Genomic DNA, 13893 nt, shown 5'->3' with positions numbered 1-13893 from the left:
GGAGTGCGCCAGGCATGAAATATAGGCAGTGGAGTTGTGGATTGCAAGCCGTCGAGCCGAGTACCGAGTTGATGACAGACACCGTATTGATTGAAACCTGCGCCCTCACGCGCAGGGACGAGCGGCGCCAAGTGGCGTTGCTGCAACCCACGGATTTCAGCCTGAAGCGCGCCGACCGCGTGTCCATCACCGGCTCCTCCGGCTCCGGTAAAAGTGTGTTCCTGCGTGCGCTGGCGTTGCTGGATGCGCCCACTTCGGGGCAGATTCTGTGGAACAATCAGCCGATTGCGAATGCGCAGATTCCCCACTATCGCAGCCACATCAGCTACCTGTCGCAACGCCCGGCGCTGCTGGAGGCCACGGTGGAAGACAACCTGCGCTTCCCATTCAGTCTCAAGACCCTGCGCACGCGCCGCTTCGACCTGCAAGCGGTGACCAAGCTGCTGGAGCATGCTGGTAAAAGCCCGGACTTCCTGGGCAAAAACGCCGGCGACCTGTCCGGCGGAGAGTCCCAGGTGGTGTCATTGATCCGCACCTTGCAACTGAACCCCGAAGTGCTGTTGCTGGATGAACCGACGGCCGCCCTCGACCCCACGTCCTCGCGCGATGTCGAGGCACTGATCAGCGCCTGGTATGCCGTCGACAACGCCCGCGCCTATATCTGGGTGTCCCACGACCTCGACCAGGCCCGGCGCATGAGCGATATCCACCTGCACATGAGCGCCGGTGTTTTGAGCGCAGCGGCCCAGCCATGAATTATCAAAACCTCACCGCGCTCGACATGGGCATCGCCGCCTCGCTGATCCTTATCAACGGTGCGTTGTCGCTGTTGCTGCGTCTGGGCCTGGGCCGCCAATTGTTGTGGGCGGCCGTGCGTACCGTGGTGCAGTTGCTGGCCATCGGTTACCTGCTGGGCTGGGTGTTCGAGTTCGCCTACTGGTATGTGGTGCTGCCGCTGATGTGTGCGATGACCCTGATCGCCGGGCTCTCGGCGGCGGGGCGCGGGCGTCGCACTTACCGTGGGCAACGGGTCGACAGCATTCTGTCGGTGTGGGGCAGTTCGTGGCTGGTCACGGCGGTGGGGTTGTTTGCGGTGATCCGTATCCATCCGTGGTACGAGCCGCAGTATGCGATTCCGATCCTCGGCATGATCCTCGGCAATACCCTCACCGGTGTGTCCTTGGGCATTGAGCGCATGACCCAGGAACTGACCTCGGGGCGCACTACTATCGAGATGATCCTGGCACTGGGCGGTTCACGCTGGGAAGCCGCCCAGGAGGCAATCCGCCAGGCCGTGCGCGCCGGGATGATCCCGACGCTGAACCAGATGACCGTGGTCGGCATCGTCAGTCTGCCCGGCATGATGACCGGCCAGGTGCTGGCCGGCGAAAGCCCGGTGGACGCGGTGCGTTACCAGATCGTGATCATGTTTCTGATCGCCGCCTCCTCGGCCTTGGGCACGGTAGGTGCGGTGCTGCTTACCTACCGTCGGTTGTTTTCCAACAGCCACCGGTTCTTGCGCGATCGGCTTGAAGAGCGCGCTTGAACCTCAGGTGTTGTTGCAACCCTTGGCAATCGAGTCTTCATTGGAGGTGTACGGCCGCGACGGCTCCAGGTTCCACTCCAGCTTTCATCGAGGTAGTGATCGCTGGCTTACCTGCGATGGCGATTTGTCGGGGTGCATATCCGTTGCTGCGGTAACGGCCACTTAGGGTTCCGCCCTTACGACGGGTTACTTTTGTAAAGACACAAAAGTAACCATGGACTTGTTCCCTCAAAACGTACGCCATGAAGCGAGTGTTAAGCAGTTTGCTTCAGTTGCTTTGCGTAGTCATTAGGTGAGCTGTATCCCAGCGCCGAGTGCAGCCGTGCCGCGTTGTAAAACCCATGGATGTAGCTTGCGATTGATGCATGGGCCTGTGCTTTGCTGGGATACACACCGATGGCTTCCTCCTTCTTGAGTGTGGCAAAAAAGCTCTCTGCCACGGCGTTATCCCAGCAATTCCCCTTACGGCTCATGCTTTGCACGAAGCCTCTTTCCGCGATCATGCTACGAAAACCGCTACCGGTGTATTGTCGGCCTCGATCAGAGTGAAAAATTACACCGTGATCAACTGGCGCTCTGGTCCAGGCGTTCATGAACGCCTGTTGTACCAAACCCTCGGGCATACGATCCGACAGGCTGTAACCCAGCACCTGCCGGGTCTGGATACTCAACACCACAGCCAAGTACAACCAACCCTGGCGAGTCGAAATATATGTGATATCCCCCACCCAGGCGGGTGCCGGGCTTGTCACGGAAAAACGTCGTTTCAACACGTTGTCAGAAATGGGTTGGATATACCGGTTATCCATCGAGTGTTTGAACCGGGCTTTGATTTTTCCTCGCAGCATCTCCTCTCTCATCAGACGAGCTACTCGCTTGTGCCCTATCGCGTACGAACGGTTATGAAGCGCCTTAACCATGCGTGGGCGCCCATAAGTGCCTCGGCTTGCCCGATGAATCGCACGAATTTCCAAGCGAATCGCCGCATCTGGATCAGGACGTTTCTGACGCTTCAAATAGCCGTGAAAGCCCGACACCGAGACCTCCATCACTCGACATAACAGCCTGACTGGAAAGTGAGTCCGTTCACGGGCGACGAAGGCGTATCTCAGTTGGACTCTCTGGCAAAGAACGCCGTCGCTTTTTTTAGGATTTCTCGCTCCATTTTGAGCGTGGCATTTTCAGCTCGAAGCCGAGCCAGCTCACTTTCCAGGTCAGAGACCGGATGCCGGGCAGGAGAACTGAGAGGACGCCCGTTGCGTGCGGCGTCCAGCCAATTACCTAAGGTTTTGACCGAGATATCCAACTGTCGGGCAGCTTCTCCTCGACCAATGCTTTCAGCGAGTGTCACTGCCTGAGCTTTGAAGTCATCGGTGTAACGGCGGCGAGTTTGCTGTGCCATAAGTGCCTCCAAGATTGCGATTAAAATATCGCTTCTTGGCGTCCGCTGCGAGGGAACAAGTCCACCAAAAAGTCTTCGCCGGTATGACTCACCCACATGGGTTACAAATCAGTTCACGCACATAGGTAACAGTTTTTAACTGGCAGGGTCGATTTCGTGAGGATCTGACCATGCCCTGGAAAGAGCTGAAACCTATGGACCTCAAAGTGATGTTTGTCGCTGAATACCTGACTGGAAAACACAGCCTTAGCCAGCTATGTCGAGACTATGAAATCAGCCGAAAGACCGGCTACAAGTGGATCGAGCGATACAAAGCAGAAGGCCCCAGTGGGCTTGATGAGCGTAGTCGCCGTCGGCACCACCAGACTTATGTGGTGCCTTTGGCGGTAAAGCAGGCGATTATCGAACTTCGTTCTATAGGCGAGACAATCCCTGGTCCGAAAAAGATCCAGAGTGATCTGATAAAGCGCTTTCCGGGCCAGGATCCGCCCTCGAAAACGACTATTTATAACATCCTCAAAGCAGCTGATCTGATCACGCAGCGACCCTTGCGGCCAAGAGTTGCGGTCTATCCAAAACCTTTACGTAAGGCAGATGTGCCCAATCAGCTTTTTAGTGCCGACTACAAAGGCCAGTACCTGACAGGTGCGGGCGTATGGTGTTATCCGCTAACAATCATGGACCATGCCAGTCGCTTCTTGCTTGCCTGTCAGAGCATGCCCAGCACCAATTTCAAGGAGACCCAAGAGACGTTCGAACGGGTGTTTCGCGAGTATGGTTTGCCTGAGCGGATCCGTACTGACAACGGAGTGCCGTTTGCCAGCACAGGGCGCGGAGGGCTGTCACAGTTGTCGATCTGGTGGCTACGGCTGGGGATCATTCCTGAGCGTATCGAGCCTGGTCGGCCAGACCAAAATGGCAGGCACGAGCGTATGCACCGAACACTGAAAAGCACTTTGCCCAATCCACCTGCGGTTGCTTGGGAGTCTCAGCAGAAACATTTTGATCGTTTCATACAGCACTACAATTACGAGCGAGGGCATGAAGCGCTGAGCCAGAAAACACCGGCTTCATGCTATTCACCTTCACCTCGAGCCTATCCTGAGAAACTGCCGGAGATGGGTTATGCAAGTCATATTGAGTGTTACCGGACTGACTCAAACGGGATGATTTATCGGTCAGGTCTGCGGATTTATGTGGGGCATTTACTGAAATACCAGACTATTGGAATGGAGATGCTGAGCGACGATGTGTGGGCTGTTATTTTCGGCCCAGTGATCCTCGGACAAGTGGATGCGAGGAATGCAGACAAGGACGGCTATATTTCACTCAAAGTGTTACCTATGTGAATGCACTTTTGTGTAACCCATGTGGTTGTTCCATACACGCCCCAACACTCGGTGCCTCGCTATGGCTCGGCATGCCCGCAATCCGACACTGATTTGGGGGGCCGCCGCCACGCGCCATCCATGGCGCGGGGCGGCTAAACCGGCATCCCTGCCGGTTTACCCCCCAAATCACTGTCAGATTCCGGCCATCGTGTTTAACGGGGCGATTTCAGATCAAGATCAAGATCACAAGCGCAGATCAAAAGACCGCTGACTTCGTCATCGAAAAGGATGTAAGGGCCAGAGCAACAGCAACAGCAACAGCAACAGCAACAGCAACAGCAAAGCCATACTCGGTCAACTGTGGGAGCTGGCTTGCCTGCGAAGGCATCAACTCGGTGTGCCTGATATACCGAGGTGTCCGCATCGCAGGCAAGCCAGCTCCCACATTTAACCGAGTAAGACCAGGGCGATGGAGGTTGCTCCACGACCTCACCCTGCCCAAACGCCGCCACAACTGCGGCCAAGCTCAGTCAGTCACACCAAAATCCAGCACCACTTTCATCGCCTGGGTCTTGTCCGCCGCCAGTTCAAACGCCTGCACCGCCTGCTCAAACGGCACGGTGTGGGAGATCACCGGTTTCACATCGATGATCCCGCGATTGAGCAAATCCACCGCCTGGGCAAACTCGCTGTGAAAGCGGAAGGTGCCGCGCAAATCGATCTCGCGACTGACCAGCAGGTTCAACGGCAACGACACATCGCCGCCGAGTCCGACCGTCACCAACACACCCCGTGGCGCGATGCATTCCAGGCCATTGCGCAAGGCCTGGGCACTGCCGGAGACTTCGAACATCACCTCGAAATAGCCCTTCTCGGCGGTGTAGCGCTTGAGCGCATCCGCGCCGTCGGCAATGTTGTGGGTGCGCGTGGCGCCCATTTTTTCGGCGCAGGCGAGGGCGCTGGCAGACAGGTCCACGGCGACGATTTCACCGGCACCGGCGGCGCGCAGGCTGCCGATCAACAGGTTGCCGATGGGGCCGCAACCGGTCACCAACACGCGTTTGCCGAACACCGCGCCGGCGCGTTGAATCGCGTGCAAACCCACCGACAGCGGCTCGGCCAGCGCACCTTCGGCCAGGCTCACGTGGTCGGCCAGCCGATGTGCCTGATGTGTCTCGATCACCAGGCTCTGGCGAAACGCGCCCTGGATATGCGGAAACGGCATCGCACTGCCGTAGAAACGCATGTTCAGGCAATGATTCGGCAGGCCTTGATGGCAGTAACGGCAACCGCCGCACGGGCGCGACGGCGATACGCTGATGCGCTGGCCAACCTTGAACAACCCGGCGTCCGCACCCACGGCATCGATCACCGCTGACACTTCATGGCCGAGCACCATCGGCTCGCGCAGGCGCACGGTGCCGAAGCCGCCGTGCTGGTAGTAATGCAGGTCCGAACCGCAGATGCCGCCACGGGCGATGCGCACACGCAGTTGATCGGGGGCGAGGGGTTGCGGTTCGTCCTGGGGGTCGACCCGCAGGTCTTTGGAGGCGTGACAAACGATAGCGTGCATACAGTTCTCCGGTTTACAGCGACGCGGTGATACCACCGTCGACGTACAGAATATGGCCGTTGACGAAGCTGGCAGCGTCACTGGCAAGGAACACGGCGGCACCGGCCAGTTCGGCCACGTCGCCCCAACGACGACTCGGCGTGCGTTGCACCAGCCAGTCGCTGAACTCGGGATTGGCCACCAGGTTGGCGTTCAGCTCCGTCTTGAAATAGCCGGGGCCGATGCCATTGACCGTCAACCCATGGGGGCCCCAATCGATGGCCATGCCCTTGGTGAGCATCTTCAACGCGCCTTTGCTGGCCGCATACGGCGCGATGCCGGGGCGGCCCAGCTCACTTTGCACCGAACAGATATTGATAATGCGCCCGCGCTTGCGCGGGATCATCGCCCGCGCCACGGCCTGGCCAACCAGAAAAGCACTGTCCAGGTTCGTGCTGATCAACTCGCGCCAGTGTTGTTCGCTGTAGTCCTCCAGCGGCCCACGCCGTTGCATGCCGGCGTTGTTCACCAGGATCTCCAACGGGCCGAGGCGCGCTTCGATGTCCGCCACGGCGGCCTTGATCGCCGCGCTGTCGGTTACATCAAACGCCAGGGTGTGCACCGTCAACCCTTCGGCCGCCAGCAGCGCCGCCGCATCGCGCAAGTTGCTGCGGTTGCGCCCGTTGAGCACCACCTGCGCCCCGGCCTGGGCCAGGCCGCGGGCAATCGCCAGGCCGATACCGGTACTGGAGCCAGTGACCAGCGCCAGCCGGCCATCAAGGCGGAAGTTGTCTAGAACGCTTTGCATGAGTTACCTCTCCTGACGCTTCACACTACCAACGACAGCAGCATGATGAACTCCAAGGCAACAAAGGGATGGACCTTGGAGTGGGTGATCAACAATATCTATCCGATAATCGTGACCCGCGCGACCAGCAGCAGATGCGTGGGGTCCTTGCTCGGATTGTTATAGGCCACGGCCCGTCATATCGTGTATGGATTGGGCTTACTTCACCGCAGGCGTGGGGCAGCGTCCAATTTTCATTTGTGATCGGGTGATCACTGTTTGTGATAACCGTTGCTGATAGCTGAGAGAATTTAATGGAGTTAAAGCACTTGCGCGCCTTCGTGGTGCTCGCCCAGGAGCTGCATTTCGGCCGGGCGGCGGCGCAGTTGTCGATCGTGCAGCCGGCGTTGAGCATGCAAATCAAGGTGCTGGAAAGCGGCCTGGGCGTGCGCCTGTTGGACCGTAACCGCCACTCGGTCACACTGACCGACGCGGGCCGTGCGTTCCTGCCTGAAGCCCAGGCCACCTTGCACCAGGCCGCTCGGGCGGCAGAGGCGGCGCGGGCGTCCAACCGTGGTGAAATCGGCCGGGTGCGCCTGGGGTTTGTGTCATCGGTGCTCCCGCAATTGCTGCCGCAACTGATCCGTGCCGTGCACCAGCGTTACCCGCGTATCGAACTGGAACTCAAGGACATGCCCGGCCCCGACCAAGCCGCGGCGTTAAAAAATGGCCAGCTGGATTTCGGCCTGATGCGCCTGCCGGCCGCCTACCCCGGCGTGCAGACCCGGGCGGTATTGCGTGAAAGTTTTTGCGTGGCGCTGCCGATGGATCACCCTTTGGCGGCCCTGGAATCCATCCAGCCTGCCGACCTGCTCGCGTTGCCGGTGTATATCCTCGCCAGGCGTTACGCGCCGGGGTTCTACGATGAGTTTATCCAGGCAGTCGGCATGCCCTTGGACATCGCCAGCGAACTGGGCGAGTTCACCACCATGCTCGCGCTGGTCTGCGCCGGGTTGGGTATTGGCGTATTGCCGCAGCAGGCGGCGCGGGCGTTGCCGGTCAATTGCGTGTCGCGGCCTTTGCAATTGGGCGGGTTTGAGGCCAGCACCGGGCTGGCCTGGACCGACTTGGACAGTGCGGTGAAGACCACCTTGTTCAACCTGATCGTGGAATTGTTTGGCGAGTGATTGTTTCATTGGGTGAAATGCTCGATTGTAAAGTCTGGTGATTCCATCGATCCGGGCAGCGGTGGAGTATGCGTGGCGTCAACCCCCCACTTTGGAGCCTCTCATGTCCCAGCCTGCGATCAAGCTTTATGGTTTCCCCTTGTCCGGCCATTCCCACCGGGTCGAGCTGATGTTGTCGCTGCTGGGTTTGCCCAGTGAATTTATCCTGGTCGACCTCAAGCAGGGCGCGCAGAAAGCGCCGGACTTTATTGCCAACCTCAACCGCTTCGGCCAGGTGCCGGTGATAGACGATAACGGCACGGTGTTGGCCGACTCCAACGCGATCCTGCTGTACCTCGCCAACCAATATGGCCACGGCCAATGGCTGCCGAGCGACCCCGTCGGCCAGGCTCGCGTGCAGCGCTGGCTGTCGGCGGCTGCCGGCCCACTGCACGCCGGGCCCGCTGCTGCGCGGCTGGCGCTGGTGTTTGGTGCCGAAGTCGATACCGTCACGGCCATCAGCCGTTCCCATGCGCTGCTCAAGCGGGTGGAGGAACAACTGAGCCAAAGCCGCTTTTTGGTCGGCGAGCGGCCGAGCATTGCCGATGTGGCGTTCTACACCTACGTGGCCCATGCACCGGAAGGCAATGTGTCGCTGGCCGACTACCCTCATGTACGTGCCTGGCTTGCCAGCATCGAGGCATTGCCGGGGTTTATCGGCATGCCGCGCAGTGCAGTAGGCCTGCAAGCAAAGTAACGTCAACCCCCTGTGGCGAGGGAGCTTGCTCCCGCTGGGCTGCGCAGCAGCCCCATCAAGGGCAGCACATTGATTCAGGCAATACGCGGTGAGTTTTTTTGGGGCCGCTGCGCGCCCCAGCGGGAGTAAGCTCCCTCGCCACAGGTGAGTGGTTTTCAGCGAATGAGAAGGCATGCTGATGGATCGATTTCATGAGATGCAAGTGTTCCTGGCGGTGGCCGAGGAGGAGGGGTTCGCCGCAGCTGCGCGGCGCCTGAACACCTCGCCGCCCAGCGTGACCCGAGCGATTGCCGCCATGGAACAACGTATTGGCACGCAGTTGCTGGCACGCACCACCCGCAGCCTGCACCTGACCGAGGCCGGCCAGCGTTACCTGGAAGATTGCCGCCGTATCCTCGCCGAGCTCGATGAGGCCGAGGAAGCAGCGGCGGGCAGCTACGCCATCCCCGGTGGTCACCTCACAGTGACCGCGCCGGTGCTGTTCGGCGAGCTGTATGTGGCGCCGGTGCTGGGGGATTACCTGGACCGCTTTCCCTTGGTGAATATCAACGCCTTGCTGGTCGACCGCGTGGTCAACATGACCGACGAAGGCGTCGATGTGGCCGTGCGCATCGGCCATCTGCAGGCGCCGGGGCAGCAGGCGATAAAGGTCGGGGAAGTGCGCCGAGTGGTGTGTGCATCGCCCGGTTACCTCGACCAGCACGGTCGGCCGCAGCGGCCCGAGCAATTACGTGAAGCCAGGATCGTCACATCTTCATCCAGCCAACTGGTGAGTGAATGGGCCTTCGTCGACGCCGGGCGGCCATTGACGGTGCCTATCGAACCGCGTTTGGTGGTCACGGCGAATAATGCGGCGATCAACCTGGCGCGCCTCGGCTGGGGCATGACGCGGGTGCTGTCTTATCAGGTGGCGGCCGCGGTGGCGGCGGGAGAGTTGGAGGTTGTGCTGGAGGCTTTTGAAGCGCCTCCGCTGCCGATCCAGGTGGTGTTCCAGAAAAGCGCCCGTGTGCCGGCCAAGGTCCACACCTTTGTGGACTTCCTCACCCATCGCCTCGGGCAGGACGCCGCCCTGAACCCGGCGATGAAGCGGCGCGGCTGATGCAACGCTATCGCGACATGCAGCTGTTTGCCGCGCTGGCCGATCAGCCCAGCCTGGCTTCGGCGGCGCGCCAGGCCCAAGTCTCCGGGCCGACCCTGATCCGCGCGGTCGCGCGCCTGGAAGCCCGCCTGCGGGTGCCGTTACTGCAACGCAGCACGCGCGGCGTGAGCCTGACCGCAGCGGGCAGCGCCTATCTGGCTGACTGTGTGCGGTTGCTGGCAGCCGTCGATACCGCCGAGGCATCGGCCAAAGGCTTGCACGTGCAGGCCCAGGGCAACTTGCAGGTGTTCTTGCCGTTTCTGTTCAGCCGTTATGTGATGGCGCCGATATTGGCCAGCTACATGGACAGTTACCCCGACGTGCGCCTGGTGGCGCGCTACCACGACGACTACCCGAACCTGCACGAAGAAGGCCTGGATGTGGCAATCCTGGTCGGCGAATTGCCCAATTCATCGCTGATCGCCCGGCCGGTGGGGCAGGTGCGGCATATCCTGTGTGCCAGCCCCGATTACCTCGCCGCCCATGGCGAACCCCGGCATCCGGGTGAGCTTAAACAGCATCGGCTGATTGCCGGTGCCGACCCGGTGGCCTGGGATTTTCAAGGCTTCCAGCTCAAGGCCCGTGCGCGCTTGAGCTGCACCACCGCGCAAGGGGAAATCAACGCGGCGGTGCAGGGTGCTGGGGTGATTCGTTGCCTGAGTTACCCGGTTCACCAGCACCTGCTGGGCGGCGAGTTGCGCCGTGTGTTGCGTGACTTTGAACCGCCGCCGTTGCCGGTGCATGTGGTGTACCGCGAGGGCCGCAACGCACCGATGCGTGTGCGCAGTTTCGTCGACCACTGTGTGACCGCGCTGCGTGAGCATCCGGCATTTCAGTCGGTGAAATAGTGGATTGCCCAGTGTGGGCATTCTCACCTTGGCAGGCAGGGCGCAGCATGCGCGTATCCAACCTGAGGTGCTCACCATGAACCCAGTCGAACAATCTCCCTGGCACGCCGGCGAACGGCACCTGCAAGCAAGCGTCGGCGCGGCTGAGCGTATGGCCGTGGTCGGGCTCAAGGTGATTCGCGATCACTTGCCGGAGCAGCATCGGGACTTTTACCCGCTATTGCCCTACCTGATACTCGGCGTGGTGGATGCCCAGGGCATTCCCTGGGCGACGATGCTTGAAGGCGCGCCGGGCTTTGCACATTCACCCGACCCACACACCTTGCAGGTCGACAGCTTGCCGTCCAAAAGCGACCCGGCGCTTGCCGCCTTGCACACCGGCGCCAGCGTAGGCTTGCTCGGCATTGACCTGAATACCCGGCGCCGTAACCGCATGAACGGCCGCATCGGTGGTTTGGACCACGAAGGTTTTTCGGTCGACGTGGTGCACACCTATGGCAACTGCCCCAAATACATCCAGCTGCGCCCCGTCGACGGCATTGCTCGCAAGCCCGGCACCACGGTCGAGCGCCTCAACGGCCTGGACGCTGCGGCCCAAACGCTGATCCGCAAGGCCGACACCTTCTTCGTCGCCAGCTACGCCGACGTGGACGGCGCACGCTCGGTGGACGTTTCACACAGAGGCGGCAATACCGGGTTTGTGCGGGTTGAAGGCAACGTGCTGACCATCCCGGATTTTGCCGGCAACCTGTTCTTCAATACCTTGGGCAATTTGCAGCTCAACCCGGTGGCGGGTTTGCTGTTTATCGATTTCGAGTCGGGCGATGTGTTGCAGGTTGCCGGGCGTACTTCGCTGATGCTTGATGGTCCCGAGGTCGCCCGTTTCGAGGGGGCGCAGCGCTTGTGGACGGTGACGGTGGAGCAGGTCATACGCCGCCCGGCAGCATTGGCGTTGCGCTGGCAGAACTGATCGTTCCCGCGCTCTGCGTGGGAACGATCAGCCGCCAAAATGTTGCTGGATGTTGAACTACCAGATTGAGCAGCATCCTTGGGTTAGCCTTGTTTGCCTACCGACAACAAGGACATGTCATGCAACGCAAAGTCATCAATCCCACCTGCGTGTTCAACTCCCTGCAATACGGCTTCAGCCAGGCCCTCGAAGTGCCGCCAGGCCGGCGCATCATGCTCTCCGGGCAAGTGGGGGTGGACGCCGAGGAGCGTACCGTCGGCCCTGGCATCGCCGAGCAGACCACCACCGCCTTGGACAATATCGAAAAGGTGCTGGCCGAGGTCGGCGGCAATCTGGCCGATGTGATCATGCTGCGTCTGTACATCGTCGAGTCCGCCCGTGAGCAGCAGGAGCCCATAGCCCAGGCGCTGCGTGAGCGCTTCCCGCACAACCCGCCGCCGTCTTCGTGGATTATCGTCAGCGGGCTGTCGTTGCCTGAGTGGTTGATCGAGATCGAGGCGGAGGCGGTGATCTGACCACGGTTTTTCGAATGGCGAGCGGTGTTGCTCGTCAGCAGTAGTCAAACCACGAATGCCCCCGTACCATTCGCCCCTTCGCAGTGACGCGAGGTGCAGCGCCAGGAAGGCTCATCCCATGTTTGCCCTGACCGCCTGCAATTATTTTTTTTGCCCGTGTTCAGGATCCGACATGTTTTGTTTCCCCAGGCCTCAGGCCTTGTTCTTAATGGCATTAGCCTTGACGGGGTGCGGCACTCAGTCCGCGTCGCTGGTCAGTCAACCGTTGCAACCTGGCCCTCAGGAACCGGTGGCTTATCTGGTCGGGTCAATCGGCCCACAGAACTTCAACGCTTCCCCCGCACCTAACCAGCGCCTGCTGTTTCGCAAGCGCGGTTCTGCGTTCGGCGCTGCGGCGGTATGGGTCGGTATGGGGCAGCAAACGCCTCAGGATGTGAAAGACGCAGCCGGTGCCGCCAGCGTGTTCGTGCTGGCGCTCAAACCTGGAGATTATGAATTTTACGATTTTCAGTTCTTCTCCAGTAGCTATTCCCCCACCCTTGGCACCACCTACACCTCGGTCCAGGCGCGAGAAAAGTTCAACCTGCCGCTGCGCTTGCAGGCCGGCAAGGCCTATTACCTCGGAGAGTTTCGTTCGCTGTGCCTCGGTGCTTCCCTGTGCGCCTTTCGCTGGCGCGATCAACACGGCCGCGATGAACCCCTCGCGCGCCAGTACGTTCCGGGCTTGCCGAGCCTGGAGGTACTGACCCTGGATTATCGCAGCGCCGCCCCTTATATCATCGCGCCGTTACCTGTCGGCGCGGGCCAGAACACCCTGCACGAGACTCGTCCATGAACCGCCTTGTTACCCTCAGCGCCGTGGCGCTGCTGACGGGGTGTGCAACCACCCACACGCTGCCTGAGCGGGCTTTGCCTGATGGCAAGGAATACCTCAAGCCGATCCACGTCATGATCGATGACCCGCTCAATGCTGCGCAATTTCGTAACCAACTGCGTGAAACCGGGGTGTTTCGCACTGTCGAAAGTGGCCGGGGCAACCCCGAGGACTATTCGGTGTGGGTCCGGTTCAATGTTCAGCGCGACATGCCGCCTTTTCCTCTGGTACTGCTGAGCGCGGCAACCCTGTTCCTGCTGCCCTTGTCGGTTAGCATCGACACCACCACCGAGTTTTCCCTGCAACATAATGGCAAGCAGCTCAAGCAATACAGTTACCGCAACGTCACCCATAAATACTCTTGGCTGCTGGACGGCCCCGGCGCAATGGAGCAGCAAAACGTCCACCGCGTCGCACGCGCCTTTGCCGAAGATGTACAGCGCGACGGCCTGCTGCCTGAGGAGCATGCACAATGATCAGAGCTTCTGTGTTGGCTGTCGTGCTAGGGCTTGGCGGTTGCAGCACCGCCCTCAAACCATTGGATTACAAGGCCGAGCGCGCCTATGTACCGATGAGCGTCACTATGCCATCGCCCGGGTCGCGGTTTGAACAGCAACAGCAGCGCGAAGTCATACAGCTCTTGCGTGATACCGGTGCCTTCAGCTTCCTTGATGGCGGCTTCAGCAAGACCGGCTACAGCCTGTTGGTGGATCAGGGCGGCGGTAAAGGGGCCGGCGTGCTACCGGCACTGCTCGGTGCGTTAACGCTGCTGACCGTGCCTGTGCCTTACACCTACGAGCGTCAGTTGCACGGCTCGTTGTACAAGGACGGTCAGCTGTTGAAGACCTACGCCTACAAGCGTGGTGGTTGGACGGCTACGACCTGGTACATCCCCATGACCGAGCCGCGCAGCGAAAGTGAAATGCTCAGTGAAATGATGCGCGACCTGGATCGGGATCACCTTATTCCCTATCAGTAATAACCGTTCGCTCGCACCCAAACCCGAA

16 protein-coding genes and 1 pseudogene are annotated in these 13893 nt (G+C 60.3%); 12 read left to right on the top strand and 5 right to left on the bottom strand.

Annotation, left to right across the window (positions count from 1 at the left end; all coding sequences use genetic code 11):
* Positions 1-71 precede the first annotated feature (71 nt).
* Positions 72-755, top strand: a complete 684-nt coding sequence (locus PSH96_RS18505; protein ID WP_305460103.1) for an ATP-binding cassette domain-containing protein — start codon at positions 72-74, stop codon at positions 753-755.
* Positions 752-1546 (top strand): iron export ABC transporter permease subunit FetB, encoded by a 795-nt coding sequence (gene fetB, locus PSH96_RS18500; protein ID WP_305454244.1) that lies wholly within the window; start codon positions 752-754, stop codon positions 1544-1546. The genes PSH96_RS18505 and fetB overlap by 4 nt, the downstream gene beginning before the upstream one ends.
* A gap of 3 nt (positions 1547-1549) precedes the next feature.
* Here the strand turns inward: fetB and PSH96_RS18495 are convergent.
* The 3 genes and pseudogenes from PSH96_RS18495 to PSH96_RS18485 form a co-directional block, all read right to left on the bottom strand.
* Positions 1550-1630 (bottom strand): annotated as a pseudogene (locus PSH96_RS18495) (DUF2599 domain-containing protein); the annotation flags it as partial.
* A gap of 170 nt (positions 1631-1800) precedes the next feature.
* Complete coding sequence (locus PSH96_RS18490) at positions 1801-2658, bottom strand: IS3 family transposase (protein WP_305460074.1); 858 nt, start codon at positions 2656-2658, stop codon at positions 1801-1803.
* Positions 2655-2948 carry a transposase gene (locus tag PSH96_RS18485; RefSeq protein ID WP_305453582.1) on the bottom strand — a complete coding sequence of 98 codons (294 nt, stop codon included), beginning with the start codon at positions 2946-2948 and terminating at the stop codon, positions 2655-2657. Before PSH96_RS18485 ends, PSH96_RS18490 begins: the two co-directional genes overlap by 4 nt.
* Before the next feature lie 170 nt (positions 2949-3118).
* Between PSH96_RS18485 and PSH96_RS18480 the strand changes: the two genes are divergently transcribed.
* The gene (locus tag PSH96_RS18480) at positions 3119-4297 is read left to right on the top strand and encodes an IS481 family transposase (RefSeq protein ID WP_305454243.1); all 1179 of its coding nucleotides are present in this window, start codon (positions 3119-3121) and stop codon (positions 4295-4297) included.
* Positions 4298-4805: 508 nt separating this feature from the next.
* Here the strand turns inward: PSH96_RS18480 and PSH96_RS18475 are convergent.
* Together PSH96_RS18475 and PSH96_RS18470 are read right to left on the bottom strand one after the other, a co-directional pair.
* The gene (locus tag PSH96_RS18475; RefSeq protein WP_122528584.1) at positions 4806-5852 is read right to left on the bottom strand and encodes an L-idonate 5-dehydrogenase; all 1047 of its coding nucleotides are present in this window, start codon (positions 5850-5852) and stop codon (positions 4806-4808) included.
* A gap of 13 nt (positions 5853-5865) precedes the next feature.
* A complete protein-coding gene (locus tag PSH96_RS18470) occupies positions 5866-6639 on the bottom strand; it encodes a glucose 1-dehydrogenase (RefSeq protein ID WP_305454242.1) in 774 nt (257 codons plus the stop codon).
* Between the two features lie 293 nt (positions 6640-6932).
* On the opposite strand from PSH96_RS18470, the gene PSH96_RS18465 reads away from it, so the two are divergent.
* The 9 genes from PSH96_RS18465 (at position 6933) to PSH96_RS18425 (ending at position 13865) form a co-directional block, all read left to right on the top strand.
* Positions 6933-7805, top strand: a complete 873-nt coding sequence (locus PSH96_RS18465) for a LysR family transcriptional regulator (protein ID WP_305454241.1) — start codon at positions 6933-6935, stop codon at positions 7803-7805.
* A 103-nt stretch (positions 7806-7908) separates the two neighbouring features.
* Positions 7909-8541: a glutathione S-transferase family protein gene (locus PSH96_RS18460; RefSeq protein WP_305454240.1), complete on the top strand. Its 633-nt coding sequence runs from the start codon at positions 7909-7911 to the stop codon at positions 8539-8541.
* Between the two features lie 178 nt (positions 8542-8719).
* Positions 8720-9640, top strand: coding sequence for a LysR family transcriptional regulator (locus PSH96_RS18455; RefSeq protein WP_056861310.1), 921 nt, complete (start codon positions 8720-8722; stop codon positions 9638-9640).
* Positions 9640-10527, top strand: coding sequence for a LysR family transcriptional regulator (locus tag PSH96_RS18450; RefSeq protein WP_305454239.1), 888 nt, complete (start codon positions 9640-9642; stop codon positions 10525-10527). The genes PSH96_RS18455 and PSH96_RS18450 overlap by 1 nt, the downstream gene beginning before the upstream one ends.
* A 76-nt stretch (positions 10528-10603) precedes the next feature.
* Positions 10604-11497, top strand: a complete 894-nt coding sequence (locus PSH96_RS18445; RefSeq protein ID WP_305454238.1) for a pyridoxamine 5'-phosphate oxidase family protein — start codon at positions 10604-10606, stop codon at positions 11495-11497.
* 119 nt (positions 11498-11616) lie between these two features.
* Positions 11617-12012: a Rid family hydrolase gene (locus PSH96_RS18440; RefSeq protein WP_305454237.1), complete on the top strand. Its 396-nt coding sequence runs from the start codon at positions 11617-11619 to the stop codon at positions 12010-12012.
* 208 nt (positions 12013-12220) lie between these two features.
* Positions 12221-12847 (top strand): hypothetical protein, encoded by a 627-nt coding sequence (locus PSH96_RS18435; protein WP_305454236.1) that lies wholly within the window; start codon positions 12221-12223, stop codon positions 12845-12847.
* Positions 12844-13362: a hypothetical protein gene (locus PSH96_RS18430; protein ID WP_305454235.1), complete on the top strand. Its 519-nt coding sequence runs from the start codon at positions 12844-12846 to the stop codon at positions 13360-13362. Before PSH96_RS18435 ends, PSH96_RS18430 begins: the two co-directional genes overlap by 4 nt.
* Positions 13359-13865: a hypothetical protein gene (locus PSH96_RS18425; protein WP_305454234.1), complete on the top strand. Its 507-nt coding sequence runs from the start codon at positions 13359-13361 to the stop codon at positions 13863-13865. Before PSH96_RS18430 ends, PSH96_RS18425 begins: the two co-directional genes overlap by 4 nt.
* Positions 13866-13893: the final 28 nt, after the last annotated feature.

The sequence above is a fragment of the Pseudomonas sp. FP2338 genome (assembly GCF_030687515.1).
Taxonomy (GTDB): Bacteria; Pseudomonadota; Gammaproteobacteria; order Pseudomonadales; family Pseudomonadaceae; genus Aquipseudomonas; species Aquipseudomonas salomonii.
Note: the sequence above shows the minus strand (reverse complement) of the source record. Positions and strands in the feature narration are given on the sequence as shown.

Coding starts and splice junctions, on each gene's coding strand:
- fetB (WP_305454244.1), top strand. CDS start 752: ATGAATTATCAAAACCTCACCGCGCTCGACATGGGCATCGCCGCCTCG.
- PSH96_RS18470 (WP_305454242.1), bottom strand. CDS start 6,639: ATGCAAAGCGTTCTAGACAACTTCCGCCTTGATGGCCGGCTGGCGCTG.
- PSH96_RS18480 (WP_305454243.1), top strand. CDS start 3,119: ATGCCCTGGAAAGAGCTGAAACCTATGGACCTCAAAGTGATGTTTGTC.
- PSH96_RS18445 (WP_305454238.1), top strand. CDS start 10,604: ATGAACCCAGTCGAACAATCTCCCTGGCACGCCGGCGAACGGCACCTG.
- PSH96_RS18460 (WP_305454240.1), top strand. CDS start 7,909: ATGTCCCAGCCTGCGATCAAGCTTTATGGTTTCCCCTTGTCCGGCCAT.
- PSH96_RS18455 (WP_056861310.1), top strand. CDS start 8,720: ATGGATCGATTTCATGAGATGCAAGTGTTCCTGGCGGTGGCCGAGGAG.
- PSH96_RS18425 (WP_305454234.1), top strand. CDS start 13,359: ATGATCAGAGCTTCTGTGTTGGCTGTCGTGCTAGGGCTTGGCGGTTGC.
- PSH96_RS18475 (WP_122528584.1), bottom strand. CDS start 5,852: ATGCACGCTATCGTTTGTCACGCCTCCAAAGACCTGCGGGTCGACCCC.
- PSH96_RS18440 (WP_305454237.1), top strand. CDS start 11,617: ATGCAACGCAAAGTCATCAATCCCACCTGCGTGTTCAACTCCCTGCAA.
- PSH96_RS18485 (WP_305453582.1), bottom strand. CDS start 2,948: ATGGCACAGCAAACTCGCCGCCGTTACACCGATGACTTCAAAGCTCAG.
- PSH96_RS18430 (WP_305454235.1), top strand. CDS start 12,844: ATGAACCGCCTTGTTACCCTCAGCGCCGTGGCGCTGCTGACGGGGTGT.
- PSH96_RS18505 (WP_305460103.1), top strand. CDS start 72: ATGACAGACACCGTATTGATTGAAACCTGCGCCCTCACGCGCAGGGAC.
- PSH96_RS18465 (WP_305454241.1), top strand. CDS start 6,933: ATGGAGTTAAAGCACTTGCGCGCCTTCGTGGTGCTCGCCCAGGAGCTG.
- PSH96_RS18450 (WP_305454239.1), top strand. CDS start 9,640: ATGCAACGCTATCGCGACATGCAGCTGTTTGCCGCGCTGGCCGATCAG.
- PSH96_RS18435 (WP_305454236.1), top strand. CDS start 12,221: ATGGCATTAGCCTTGACGGGGTGCGGCACTCAGTCCGCGTCGCTGGTC.